A 12,127-nucleotide genomic window follows, 5' to 3' on the forward strand; every position below is an offset into this window, starting at 1 on the left:
ACCGATGAGCGCTCGCGCGAAGAGGAGACCACCACGGTGCCGAAACGTTTGATTCTTCTGCCCGCCGTCGATGTGGTCGCGGGCCGCGCTGTGCGTCTGGTGCAGGGCCAGGCCGGCAGTGAGACCGAATACGGCTCCGCGCTGGAGGCCGCGCTGACGTGGCAGCGTGACGGCGCGGAGTGGATTCACCTCGTCGACCTCGACGCCGCGTTCGGCCGGGGCAGCAACCGAGAACTGTTGGCCGAGGTGGTCGGCAAGCTCGACGTGGCGGTCGAGTTGTCCGGCGGCATCCGCGACGACGAGTCACTGTCGGCGGCGCTCGCCACCGGCTGTGCGCGGGTGAACCTCGGCACCGCGGCGCTGGAGAACCCGCAGTGGTGCGCGAAGGTCGTCGCCGAACACGGCGAGAAGGTCGCGGTCGGTCTGGACGTGAAGATCGTCGATGGAGACCACCGCCTCCGCGGGCGCGGATGGGAGACCGACGGCGGAGACCTCTGGGAGGTCCTGGAACGCCTTGACCGAGAAGGCTGTTCGCGCTTCGTCGTCACCGACGTCACCAAGGACGGCACGCTCAAGGGGCCCAACCTCGAACTGCTGTCGCAGGTTACCGACCGCACCGACGCGCCGGTGATCGCGTCCGGGGGCGTGTCGAGCCTCGACGACCTGCAGGCGATCGCCACGCTGACCGACCGAGGAGTCGAGGGGGCGATCGTCGGAAAAGCGTTGTACGCCCGTCGATTCACCCTGCCTGAGGCCCTGGCCGCGGTGGAGCGGTAATGGCCCTGGATGCGGCCGACCTCGACGCTCTGGTCGCCGAGGCCGCGCAGATCCTCGACGATGCAGCCGTCCCGTTCATCGACGGCCACCGCGCAGATTCCGCGGTGCAGAAGAAGGGCGACGACTTCGCCACCGAGGTGGACCTGGCCATCGAACGACAGGTCGTCGAGGCGTTGACCGCCAGAACCGGGATCGAGGTGCACGGCGAGGAATTCGGCGGCGCGGATCTCAAGTCGCCGCTGGTGTGGGTGCTCGATCCGATCGACGGCACCTTCAACTACGCCGCCGGTTCGCCGATGGCGGCGATCCTGTTGGGCCTGGTGCGGGATGGGGAGCCGGTGGCCGGACTCACCTGGGTGCCCTTCACCCAGGAGCGGTTCACCGCCGTGGTCGGAGGGCCTTTGCGCAGCAACGGCGTCGAGTTGCCGATGCTGAACCGGGCAGCGCTGTCCGACTCGATGGTCGGAGTCAGCACGTTCAGCGTCGACTCCCGCGGCAGGGTGCCGGGACGCTACCGACTCGCCGTCATCGAGAGCCTCAGCCGCAAGTGCTCACGCATGCGCATGCACGGGGCCACCGGCATCGACCTGGCCTACACGGCAGCCGCAATCCTCGGCGGTGCAATCAGTTTCGGTGGCCACGTGTGGGACCACGCCGCGGGAGTGGCGTTGATCCGCGCGGTGGGTGGTGTCGTGACCGACCTCGCAGGCAACGACTGGACCGTGGACTGCCCATCTGCCCTCGCCGGCGGCCCCGGTGTGCACGAAGAACTGCTCGATCTGCTTCGTTCGGTCGGCGATCCCAAGGACTTCTGATGGACGGCAAGGAGCTGGCCGTGCGGGTCATCCCGTGCCTGGATGTCGACGACGGCCGTGTGGTCAAAGGTGTCAACTTCGCAAACCTGCGTGACGCAGGCGATCCCGTCGAGTTGGCGGCGGCCTACGACGCCGAGGGCGCCGACGAACTGACCTTCCTCGACGTGACGGCGTCGTCCTCGGGGCGGGCGACCATGCTCGAGGTGGTCAAACGCACCGCCGAGCAGGTGTTCATCCCGTTGACGGTCGGCGGCGGGGTGCGGTCGGTGGCCGACGTGGACGTGCTGCTGCGCGCGGGGGCGGACAAGGTCGCGGTCAACACCGCGGCCATCGCTCGCCCGGAACTCCTCGCCGAATTGTCGCGGCAGTTCGGGTCACAGTGCATCGTGCTGTCGGTCGACGCCCGCACGGTGCCGCAGGATCAAGAGCCGACGCCGTCGGGGTGGGAGGTCACCACCCACGGCGGGCGCCGGGGGACCGGCTTCGACGCTGTCGAATGGGCAACGCGGGGGGCCGAACTCGGCGTCGGCGAGATCCTGCTGAACTCGATGGACTTCGACGGCACCAAGGCCGGTTTCGATCTGCCGATGATCGAGGCGGTTCGCGGAGCCGTCAACGTGCCGGTGATCGCCAGCGGCGGCGCGGGGGCACCCGAGCATTTCGCACCCGCCATCGCCTCGGGGGCGGATGCGGTGCTGGCCGCCAGCGTGTTCCATTTCCGAGAGCTCACCATCGCAGAGGTGAAAGCGGCGATGGCGGCCGAAGGGATAACCGTGCGATGACGCTCGATGCAGACATCGCGTCGCGACTCAAGCGCGACGCCAACGGATTGATCACCGCCGTCGTCCAGGAGCGCGGTACCGGGCAGGTGCTGATGGTGGCCTGGATGGACGATCTCGCGCTGGCCCGCACACTGAAAACCCGCCGCGGGACTTACTATTCGCGCTCTCGGCAACAGCACTGGGTCAAGGGCGAGACGTCGGGCCACACCCAATACGTCCACTCGGTGCGGCTCGACTGCGACGGCGACACCGTGCTGCTGGAGGTCGATCAGGTCGGCGGCGCCTGTCACACGGGCGATCACACCTGCTTCGACGCGGATGTGTTGCTCACACCGGAGAACGGCTGACGAGTTCGACCACCGGTGTCATGCCGACTGGCGCTGGCGCAGCACCTCGAGAGCCTTGTCGGCGTGGCTGTCCATGCTGATCTCCGATGCGATCACGGCCAGGATCGTGCGGTCGGTGTCGATCACGAAGGTGGTCCGCTTGACAGGCATGAACTTGCCGAGCAGACCCCGCTTCACGCCGAATCGCGTTGCGACGGCGCCGTCGGCATCCGACAGCAGCGGGTAGTCGAACCGCTCCTTGTCGGCGAACCTCGCCTGCTTGTCGACCGCGTCGGTGCTGATTCCGACGCGCTTGGCACCGACGGCGGCGAACTCCGCGGCCAGATCGCGGAAGTGACAGGCCTCCTTGGTGCATCCCGGAGTCATCGCGGCGGGATAGAAGAACAACACAATCGGGCCGTCGGCGAGCAACTCGCTGAGGCTTCGCACTGTGCCCGTCTGGTCCGGCAATTCGAACTCGGCAACTCGGTCACCCTTTTTCATGGTGGTCACGCTACGCCGCGAGTGATCGCGCGACCGCGCCGCGCGACCACCAGACCGACATTTTGGCTGGTTTCGGGCAGTCGGATCGACCATTGCGTCGGTTTCGGCCACCGAAAATCGTTGGTGCGGGACGCGGTTACCGTGAGAACCTCGCCTCGATGGTGGATCTCGACGCCTTCTGTACCGACGGCTATCTGAAGATCGACGGGGCCGCTCCGCGCGGCGTCGCCGATGCGGCGCGAACGGCGCTGTGGCAGCAACTCGGTTTGTCGCCGGACGAGCCCGAGAAATGGCTCAAGCCCGTCTACTGGGCCAGCGACATGACGGGCGCGGGACCGTTCGGCGAACTGATGGCGAGCCCGAAACTGGCTGCGGCGTTGGATCGCATCTGCGGTCCCGGCGGTTGGTCGCCGCGCGGCGCGCTGGGCAACATCCCCGTGCGTTTCCCGGTATCTCGGGCCGACGACGACCGCGGATGGCACATCGACGCGAACACGCCCCAAGCCGACGGGGCATGGGTGGTCACCGGACGACCGCAGACCGTGCTGTTGCTCGCCGTGCTGTCCGATGTGGGCCCGGATGACGCACCGACGCGGATCAGGGCGGGCTCGCACCGCGACGTGGCCCAGGTGCTCGGTCCCGAACCCGTCGCACTCGCCGAGATGGGCCGGCTCGTCGACGAAGCGAGCGCGGCTCGTCCCGTGGTGGACGCCACAGGTTAGCCCGGCGACATGTACGTGCTGCACCCGTTCACCGTGCACGCCGCCGACGAGCATCGCGGCAAGACGCCGCGGTTCATGGCGCAGTCGCCGATCCTGCTGACCCGCCCGCTCACGCCCGCGTCGTCGTCGGCACTGGGGTGCGTCTGGGACACTTGACCCGTGCAGACCACGGCCGACCTCGCGATCACCACCTCGCGGGAGGACTTCCGCGCGCTGGCCGCTGAGCATCGCGTGGTGCCGGTGACCCGCAAGGTCCTCGCCGACAGCGAGACCCCGCTGTCGGCGTACCGCAAACTGGCCGCCAACCGGCCGGGAACGTTCCTGCTGGAATCGGCGGAGAACGGCCGTTCGTGGTCGCGCTGGTCGTTCATCGGGGCCGGTGCGCCATCGGCGCTCACCGTTCGTAACGGTGAGGCCGTGTGGTTGGGCGCGACGCCACAGGACGCGCCGCAGGGCGGTGACCCGCTGCAGGCGCTGCGCGCGACGCTGGAGCTCCTCAAGACCGAACCGGTGCCGGGCTTGCCGCCGCTGTCGAGCGGGCTCGTCGGCTTCTTCGCCTACGACATGGTCCGGCGCCTGGAGAAGCTTCCCTCGCTGGCCGTCGACGATCTCGGCCTTCCGGACATGCTGCTGCTGTTGGCCACCGACATCGCGGCGGTCGACCACCACGAGGGCACGATCACGCTGATCGCCAACGCGGTCAACTGGAACGGCACCGACGAGCGGGTGGACTGGGCCTACGACGACGCGGTGGCCCGCCTCGACGTGATGACCGCCGCGCTCGGTGAGCACCTGCCGTCGGCGGTCGCGACGTTCAGCCGCCCCGAGCCGTTGCACCGCGCTCAGCGCACGCTCGAGGAGTACGAGGCCATCGTCGAGAAGCTGGTGCGCGACATCGAGGCCGGCGAGGCGTTTCAGGTCGTGCCGTCGCAACGGTTCGAGATGGAAACCGAGGCCGATCCGCTTGACGTGTACCGGATGCTGCGGGTGACCAACCCCAGCCCGTACATGTATCTGCTCAACGTGCCGAATGCCGCTGGTGGACCGGACTTCTCGGTCGTCGGCTCCAGCCCGGAGGCGTTGGTGACGGTCAAGGACGGGCGGGCGACCACACATCCGATCGCTGGTACGCGCTGGCGCGGCGCGACCGAAGAGGAGGACCTGTTGCTCGAGAAAGAGCTGCAGGCCGACGAGAAGGAACGCGCCGAGCATCTGATGCTCGTCGATCTGGGCCGCAACGATCTGGGCCGGGTCTGCCGGCCCGGCACCGTACGCGTCGAGGACTACAGCCACATCGAGCGCTACAGCCACGTCATGCACCTGGTGTCGACGGTGACGGGCTTGCTGGCCGACGGCAAGACCGCACTGGACGCGGTGACCGCCTGTTTCCCGGCAGGCACGCTTTCGGGCGCTCCGAAGGTCCGGGCGATGGAGCTGATCGAGGAGGTCGAGAAGACGCGTCGTGGCCTGTACGGCGGGGTGCTGGGATATCTCGACTTCGCGGGCAACGCCGACTTCGCGATCGCCATCCGCACCGCCCTGATGCGCGACGGCACCGCGTACGTGCAGGCGGGCGGTGGAGTCGTCGCGGATTCCAACGGTCCCTACGAGTACACCGAGGCGGCGAACAAGGCCCGCGCTGTGCTCAATGCCATCGCCGCCGCTGAGACGCTGACCGAGCCATGATCAGGGTCGCCCAACTCGGTCTCGTGCTCGCGGCGGCAGGGCTGTGGGTGGCGTCGCGGATGACCTGGGTCGAGGTGACCTCGTTCGACGGCCTCGGCGAGCCGAAGACGGTCGCCCTGTCCGGCAGCACCTGGTCGACCGCCCTGATCCCGCTGGCGGTGCTCCTGCTGGCCGCCGCGGTCGCCGCCTTGGCGGTGCGGGGATGGCCGCTGCGGCTGCTGGCTCTGCTCGTTGCCGCGGCCAGCGCCGGGACCGCGTATCTGGCCATCAGCCTGTGGGTCATTCGGGATGTAGCGGTACGCGCCTCGCACATCGCGGAGGCGCCGGTTGCGGATCTGGTCGGTACCCAGCGGCACTACACGGGAGCAGTGATCACTGTGGTCGCCGCGGTGGTTGCGCTGGCCTGCGCGGTGTTGTTGATGCGGTCTGCGGCCCGTGAGTGCTCCGGCGCGGCCCGCTACTCGCGACGCGCCCCGCAACCCGACGAACCCGCAGGCGAGATGTCCGAACGCGCGATCTGGGACGCCCTCGACGCGGGTTCCGATCCAACGCAGGATGCGACGAATCCGGACAACAAGGGCCGGTGATCGGCGGTGTTGTGTTGGCGGCTACCCTTCGTGGTTGAAGATCGTTCGGTGTTTCCGGGGGAAGGGAAGCGGCACTCATGAGTTCGGCGACGGTACTCGACTCGATCATCGAGGGAGTCCGAGCCGACGTCGCCGCCCGCGAGGCCCTCATCCCGCTCGCCGACATCAAAGCCAAGGCCAAGGACGCGCCGCCCCCGCTGGACGTGATGGCCGCGCTGCGCGCCCCGGGGATCGCGGTGATCGCCGAGGTGAAGCGCGCGAGCCCCTCGCGCGGCGAGCTGGCCCCCATCGGGGATCCGGCCGAACTCGCGAGTGCCTACGAAAGCGGTGGTGCGCGCATCATCAGCGTGCTCACCGAACAGCGTCGCTTCAACGGATCGCTCGAGGACCTGGACGCGGTGCGCGCCGCGGTATCAATTCCGGTGCTGCGCAAGGATTTCATCGTTCGGCCCTACCAGATCCACGAGGCGCGCGCCCACGGCGCGGACATGCTGTTGCTCATCGTCGCGGCGTTGGAGCAGCCGGTGCTGGAGTCGTTGTTGGAGCGCACGGAATCGCTGGGCATGACCGCTCTGGTCGAGGTGCACACCGAGGAGGAGGCCGACCGCGCGCTGTCGGCCGGCGCCGCGGTAATCGGCGTCAACGCACGCGATCTCAAGACGTTGAAGGTCGACCGGGATTGCTTCGCGCGGATCGCTCCGGGATTGCCGACCGACGTCATCCGCGTCGCAGAGTCCGGGGTCCGCGGCACCGCTGATCTGCTGGCGTACGCCGGTGCGGGCGCTGACGCTGTGCTCGTCGGCGAGGGCCTGGTCACCAGTGGTGACCCCCGCAGCGCCGTCGCCGATCTGGTCACCGCAGGCACCCATCCGTCGTGCCCGAAACCAGCGCGTTGAGAAGTGGCCGATCTCGCCGGGCCTGAGCTGCCCCGTTCCAGCGCGGCCGTAGCCGAGCCAACCGCTCACGACCCCGACGAGCGTGGCCACTTCGGCGTCTACGGCGGAAGATTCGTCGCCGAGGCGCTGATGGCCGTCATCGAAGAGGTCACCACGGCTTACGAGAAGGCGCGTGGAGACCAGACCTTCCTCGACGAGTTGGATCGGCTGCAGCGGCACTACAGCGGACGTCCCTCGCCGTTGTACGAAGCCGAACGGTTGTCCGAGCACGCCGGCGGTGCGCGGATCTTTCTGAAGCGAGAAGACCTCAACCACACCGGATCCCACAAAATCAACAACGTCCTCGGCCAGGCCCTGTTGGCCAGGCAGATGGGCAAGACCCGCGTGATCGCCGAGACCGGCGCGGGGCAGCACGGGGTGGCGACGGCGACGGCGTGCGCGCTGCTCGGCTTGGAGTGCGTCATCTACATGGGTGCCGTCGACACGGCGCGCCAGGCGTTGAACGTCGCGCGGATGCGTCTTCTGGGGGCGACGGTGGTGTCGGTCGAGGCGGGCTCGAAGACATTGAAGGACGCGATCAACGAAGCGTTCCGCGATTGGGTGACCAACGCCGACAACACCTACTACTGCTTCGGCACAGCCGCCGGACCCCACCCGTTTCCCACGATGGTGCGCGACTTTCAGCGGGTGATCGGACTCGAGGCGCGCGCCCAGATCCAGGCGCAGGCGGGCCGGCTGCCCGATGCGGTGACGGCCTGTGTCGGCGGCGGATCCAACGCGATCGGAATCTTCCACGCGTTCATCGATGACCCCAACGTGCGGCTGGTGGGTTATGAAGCCGCCGGTGACGGTGTCGAAACCGGACGGCACGCAGCGACTTTCACCGGGGGATCACCGGGTGCGTTCCAAGGCTCATTCTCATACCTGCTGCAGGACGAAGACGGTCAGACCATCGAATCACATTCCATTTCAGCGGGTTTGGATTATCCAGGGGTCGGGCCGGAGCACGCGTTCCTCAAGGACATCGGCCGCGCAGAGTATCGGCCGATCACCGACACCGAGGCAATGGACGCGTTCTCGTTGCTGTGCCGCACGGAGGGGATCATTCCTGCGATCGAGTCGGCGCACGGACTCGCGGGTGCCTTGCAGTTAGGGCAAGAGCTCGGGCCCGGAACAATCGTGCTGGTGAACCTTTCCGGACGTGGCGACAAGGACGTCGAGACCGCGGCGAAATGGTTCGGCTTGCTGGACGGTGCACCGTGAGTCGGCTGGCACCGTTGTTCGACACGTGCCGAAGCGAGGCGCGCAGCGCGCTGATCGGCTACCTGCCGACCGGATTTCCCGATGTGCCCGGCTCGATCTCGGCGATGACTGCACTGGTCGAGAACGGGTGCGACCTCGTGGAGGTCGGCATCGCGTACTCCGATCCCGGTATGGATGGCCCGACGATCGCGGCGGCTACCGAGGCGGCGCTGCGCGGGGGAGTGCGGGTGCGAGACTCGCTGGCCGCGGTCGAGGCGATCACCAATGCCGGCGGCAGGGCCGTGGTGATGACGTACTGGAACCTCGTGCTGCGGTGGGGTATCGACGCATTCGCTCGAGATCTGGCCTCGGCGGGCGGCCTCGGGATGATCACGCCCGATCTGATTCCCGACGAAGCCGACGAATGGCTCGCGGCCTCGGAGACCTACGACTTAGACCGGATCTTCTTGGTGGCGCCATCATCCACACCGGAACGGCTGACGATGACGGTGCAGGCATCACGCGGATTCGTCTACGCCGCATCGACAATGGGTGTGACCGGTGCGCGTGACGCAGTGTCGACGGCTGCGCCCGAACTGGTTCGCCGGGTGAAGGCCGTCTCGGATATCCCTGTTGGCGTGGGCCTTGGGGTCCGGTCGGGCGCCCAGGCAGCCGAGATCGGTGCCTACGCCGACGGAGTGATCGTGGGATCGGCGTTGGTGTCGGCGCTGCAGAACGGTGTCGAGGCGGTCGGAGCGTTGACAGCCGAACTCGCCGACGGCGTCAGGCGAAGGGTTACTGCGTGACGACGACTGTCTTGGCCGCCATCCCCAGCCCGGCTCAGGGCGTCTGGCAGCTCGGTCCCGTGCCGATCCGGGCGTACGCGGTCTGCATCATCGTCGGCATTGTGGCGGCGCTGATCATCGGTGACCGGCGCTGGGAAGCGCGCGGCGGCGAACGCGGGGTCATCTACGACATCGCCTTGTGGGCCGTGCCGTTCGGATTGATCGGCGGTCGGCTCTACCATGTGGCGACCGACTGGTGGCGCTACTTCGGGGACAACGGTGCCGGGTTGGCCGGCGTGATCCGAATCTGGGACGGCGGTCTCGGAATCTGGGGAGCCGTCGCGTTCGGTGCCGTCGGCGCGTGGATCGCCTGCCGGCGCAGAGGCATTCCGCTGCCCGCGTTCGGGGACGCGATCGCGCCCGGAATCATTCTCGCGCAAGGGATCGGTCGCCTCGGCAACTATTTCAACCAGGAGCTGTGGGGCGCCGAAACGACGCTGCCCTGGGCGCTGAAGATCTACGAGCGCCGAGATTCATCCGGCATGATCGACAATCTCAACGGCGTGTCGACCGGTGAAGTCGTTCACCTCGTCCACCCCACTTTTCTGTACGAACTGCTGTGGAATCTGCTGGTTTTCGTGGTTCTCATCTACGTCGATCGCCGTTTCAAGTTCGGCCACGGCCGCCTGTTCGCGTTGTATGTCGCGTGCTATTGCGTGGGCCGCTTCTGGATTGAGCTGTTGAGGGTCGACGACGCGACGCTGATCGAGGGCGTCCGGATCAACTCCTTCACGGCGACGTTCGTGTTCATCGGCGCAGTTGTCTACATCATGGCCGCGCCGAAGGGCCGCGAAGATCCCGCAAGCCTGCGGGGCGAGCCACAGCCGGAACGCACGACCGTCGAGGAGCTGACCGAGGAACTGGCCGCCGTGGCCTCGACGACAGGGGTGGTGGCGGCTGCCAAGGCTGCGGCCGCCGACGAAGACGAGACATCGAAAGCAACCTCGGAAGCGGTGAACGCCGAATCGCTCACGGCAGATGTTCCGGAGGGCGAGGAGGTCCCGGTCGAGGACGTGTCGGCCGAGGAGCTCGGCGCGGACGTGGCAGGTGTGCCGGCGGACGACGTGGAAGAGGCCGAGGAGTTCGCAGCAGAGGGCGACGAGGAATCGGCGGAAGAGCCCGAGACTGAGATCGAGGCGGTCGCAGAAGCTGAAGCTCTCGCCGAAGAGGTGGACGAGGCGCCTGCCGAGGAGATTCTCGAGGCGGAGGAGTTCGCCGAGGCCGGTGCAGCGGCCGACACGGGCGGTGTCGGTGCGGTCGAGGGTGAGGAGGCCAGCGACGCGCTGGTCGACGCCGCCGAGGTCCACGAATCTGCGGTCGAGGGCGAGGCAGCGGCCGAGGATCTGGCAGACGAGGCGGCGGCTCGGACGACTGTGGTGCCACCGGCGAAGGCGCGGCGCAGGCTGCGGTTCTGGTCGAAGCGCGGGCGCAAGGACGTCGCGGAGGAGCCCAGTGGAGCTGCCGACGTAAGCAGTGCGGCGGTAGCGGATGCGCCCGCCGAGGCGGAGTCGGTCGTTGAGGCCGGCGGTGTGGGTGCCGTCGAGGGTGAGGAGGCCAGCGACGCGCTGGTCGGCGCCGCCGAGGCCCACGAGTCGGCGGTCGAGGGTGAGGCAGCCGCCGAAGAGTTGGCCGATGAGGCCGAGGCTGAAGCCATCGACGAGCCCGACGCTGGCGTGCCCGAGACGGAGGCGGTCGCTGAGGCCGAGGCGCTGGCTGAGGGTGTGGACCAGGCGCCGGCGGAGGAGATTCTCGAGGCGGAGGAGTTCGCCGAGGCCGGTGAAGCCGGTGACGCCGGTGGCGTGGGCGCGGTTGAGGGTGAGGAGGCCAGCGACGCATTGGTCGGCGCCGCGGAGGCCCACGAGTCGGCGGTCGAGGGTGAGGCAGTCGCCGAAGAGTTGGCGGACGAGGCTGAGGCTGAAGCGGCTGACAAGGTTGACAAGGTTGAAGCTGACGAACCCGACGAAGGGACGGACGAGGCCGAAGCCGAGACCGAGTCCGACGAGGCTGACGCCGACGCAGCCGTCGTTGCCGGTGAACCCGACGATGCAGGTGGTGTCGGTGCGGTTGAGGGTGAGGAGGCCAGCGACGCCCTCGCAGACGCTGCCGACGCACACGAGTCGGCCGTCGAGGGTGAGGCGGTTGCCGAGGAGTTGGCGGAAGCGGCCGAGGCTGAAGCCGACGAAAGCGACGAGCCGACTGTTGCCGGTGAACCCGCCGATGCAGGTGGTGTCGGTGCGGTCGAAGGTGAGGAAGCCGGAGACGCCCTCGCAGACGCTGCCGACGCACATGAGTCGGCGGTCGAGGGCGAGACGGTTGCCGAAGAGTTGGCAGCCGCGGCCGAGGCTGAAGCCGACGAAAGCGACGAGGCGACCGATGTCGGTGAACCCGCTGACACCGGTGGCATCGGTGCGGTCGAAGGTGAGGAAGCCGGCGACGCGCTCGCAGACGCTCCTGAGGCACACGAGTCGGCCGTCGAAGGCGAGACTGTTGCGGACGAGTTGGCATACGCGGCCGAGGCTGAAGCTGACGAGACCGACGCAAGTGAGGCCGACGCCAAAGCGTCGGCCGACACGGAAGCGACGGAAGATGTTGCGGTGAGCGAAGAATCGCCCGACTCCGACGCTGATGACGTCAGTAGTGTGGGCGCGGTCGAAGGTGAGGACGCCAGCGATGCGCTCGTAGACGCTCCTGAGGCGCACGAGGCAGCCGTCGAGGCTAAAGCCGCAGCCGAAGAGCTCGCAAACAAAGCCGAGGACTCGGACGGCGGGCGAGTGCGTAAGTGGCTGCGCCGCCGTCGGAGAGGTTAGACCTTTCTCCCGGGTTCTCCACAGCCCGACTGTCGAATGCGCTGTGCTGTCGGTGGGTTCGTGTCTTGAGTCAAGAAGTTGGCAGGGTTTTGCTGTCGAGGTAGGCCTGTTTGGGGGTTCGGTCGGCTAGCGCTTGGT

11 protein-coding genes and 1 pseudogene are annotated in these 12,127 nt (G+C 67.9%); 11 read left to right on the forward strand and 1 reads right to left on the reverse strand.

The genetic code is table 11. The features are described from left to right. Nucleotides 1-48: 48 nt before the first annotated feature. From priA to hisI, 4 genes are read left to right on the forward strand one after another with little or no spacing between them, the layout of a single operon-like run. The gene (priA, locus tag A5759_RS23405; protein WP_197506187.1) at nucleotides 49-777 is read left to right on the forward strand and encodes a bifunctional 1-(5-phosphoribosyl)-5-((5-phosphoribosylamino)methylideneamino)imidazole-4-carboxamide isomerase/phosphoribosylanthranilate isomerase PriA; all 729 of its coding nucleotides are present in this window, start codon (nucleotides 49-51) and stop codon (nucleotides 775-777) included. Next, nucleotides 777-1,592 carry an inositol monophosphatase gene (locus tag A5759_RS23410; protein ID WP_068201618.1) on the forward strand — a complete coding sequence of 272 codons (816 nt, stop codon included), beginning with the start codon at nucleotides 777-779 and terminating at the stop codon, nucleotides 1,590-1,592. Before priA ends, A5759_RS23410 begins: the two co-directional genes overlap by 1 nt. After that, on the forward strand, nucleotides 1,592-2,374 hold the full coding sequence (gene hisF / locus A5759_RS23415; RefSeq protein WP_068201620.1) for an imidazole glycerol phosphate synthase subunit HisF: 783 nt from the start codon (nucleotides 1,592-1,594) through the stop codon (nucleotides 2,372-2,374). The genes A5759_RS23410 and hisF overlap by 1 nt, the downstream gene beginning before the upstream one ends. Further along, nucleotides 2,371-2,721 (forward strand): phosphoribosyl-AMP cyclohydrolase, encoded by a 351-nt coding sequence (gene hisI, locus A5759_RS23420; RefSeq protein ID WP_068201622.1) that lies wholly within the window; start codon nucleotides 2,371-2,373, stop codon nucleotides 2,719-2,721. Before hisF ends, hisI begins: the two co-directional genes overlap by 4 nt. 18 nt (nucleotides 2,722-2,739) lie before the next feature. On the opposite strand, the gene A5759_RS23425 is transcribed toward hisI, so the two are convergent. Next, the gene (locus A5759_RS23425; protein WP_064426731.1) at nucleotides 2,740-3,204 is read right to left on the reverse strand and encodes a peroxiredoxin; all 465 of its coding nucleotides are present in this window, start codon (nucleotides 3,202-3,204) and stop codon (nucleotides 2,740-2,742) included. Nucleotides 3,205-3,362: 158 nt separating this feature from the next. On the opposite strand from A5759_RS23425, the pseudogene A5759_RS23430 reads away from it, so the two are divergent. The 7 genes and pseudogenes from A5759_RS23430 to lgt all read left to right on the forward strand — a co-directional run bounded on the left by A5759_RS23430 (nucleotide 3,363) and on the right by lgt (nucleotide 11,989). Beyond that, nucleotides 3,363-4,082 (forward strand): annotated as a pseudogene (locus tag A5759_RS23430) (phytanoyl-CoA dioxygenase family protein). A 3-nt stretch (nucleotides 4,083-4,085) separates the two neighbouring features. Then, on the forward strand, nucleotides 4,086-5,612 hold the full coding sequence (locus A5759_RS23435) for an anthranilate synthase component I (RefSeq protein WP_068201627.1): 1,527 nt from the start codon (nucleotides 4,086-4,088) through the stop codon (nucleotides 5,610-5,612). Beyond that, nucleotides 5,609-6,199, forward strand: a complete 591-nt coding sequence (locus tag A5759_RS23440) for a TIGR02234 family membrane protein (RefSeq protein ID WP_068201628.1) — start codon at nucleotides 5,609-5,611, stop codon at nucleotides 6,197-6,199. The genes A5759_RS23435 and A5759_RS23440 overlap by 4 nt, the downstream gene beginning before the upstream one ends. A gap of 77 nt (nucleotides 6,200-6,276) precedes the next feature. Beyond that, nucleotides 6,277-7,095, forward strand: a complete 819-nt coding sequence (gene trpC, locus A5759_RS23445; RefSeq protein WP_064395570.1) for an indole-3-glycerol phosphate synthase TrpC — start codon at nucleotides 6,277-6,279, stop codon at nucleotides 7,093-7,095. Nucleotides 7,096-7,098: 3 nt separating this feature from the next. Further along, nucleotides 7,099-8,358, forward strand: a complete 1,260-nt coding sequence (gene trpB / locus A5759_RS23450; protein ID WP_066850258.1) for a tryptophan synthase subunit beta — start codon at nucleotides 7,099-7,101, stop codon at nucleotides 8,356-8,358. After that, nucleotides 8,328-9,143, forward strand: a complete 816-nt coding sequence (trpA, locus tag A5759_RS23455; protein ID WP_197506178.1) for a tryptophan synthase subunit alpha — start codon at nucleotides 8,328-8,330, stop codon at nucleotides 9,141-9,143. The genes trpB and trpA overlap by 31 nt, the downstream gene beginning before the upstream one ends. Further along, nucleotides 9,140-11,989, forward strand: a complete 2,850-nt coding sequence (gene lgt, locus A5759_RS23460) for a prolipoprotein diacylglyceryl transferase (protein ID WP_068201630.1) — start codon at nucleotides 9,140-9,142, stop codon at nucleotides 11,987-11,989. Before trpA ends, lgt begins: the two co-directional genes overlap by 4 nt. The last annotated feature ends 138 nt before the right edge of the window (nucleotides 11,990-12,127 follow it).

This window comes from Mycobacterium sp. 852014-52144_SCH5372336 (assembly GCF_001665615.1).
Lineage (GTDB): Bacteria > Actinomycetota > Actinomycetes > Mycobacteriales > Mycobacteriaceae > Mycobacterium > Mycobacterium neumannii_A.

Bases quoted from the DNA above. Each gene is read 5' to 3' on its own strand.
- A5759_RS23410 (WP_068201618.1), top strand. From the start codon at position 777: ATGGCCCTGGATGCGGCCGACCTCGACGCTCTGGTCGCCGAGGCCGCG.
- hisF (WP_068201620.1), top strand. From the start codon at position 1,592: ATGGACGGCAAGGAGCTGGCCGTGCGGGTCATCCCGTGCCTGGATGTC.
- hisI (WP_068201622.1), top strand. From the start codon at position 2,371: ATGACGCTCGATGCAGACATCGCGTCGCGACTCAAGCGCGACGCCAAC.
- A5759_RS23425 (WP_064426731.1), bottom strand. From the start codon at position 3,204: ATGAAAAAGGGTGACCGAGTTGCCGAGTTCGAATTGCCGGACCAGACG.
- A5759_RS23440 (WP_068201628.1), top strand. From the start codon at position 5,609: ATGATCAGGGTCGCCCAACTCGGTCTCGTGCTCGCGGCGGCAGGGCTG.
- trpC (WP_064395570.1), top strand. From the start codon at position 6,277: ATGAGTTCGGCGACGGTACTCGACTCGATCATCGAGGGAGTCCGAGCC.
- trpA (WP_197506178.1), top strand. From the start codon at position 8,328: ATGGTTCGGCTTGCTGGACGGTGCACCGTGAGTCGGCTGGCACCGTTG.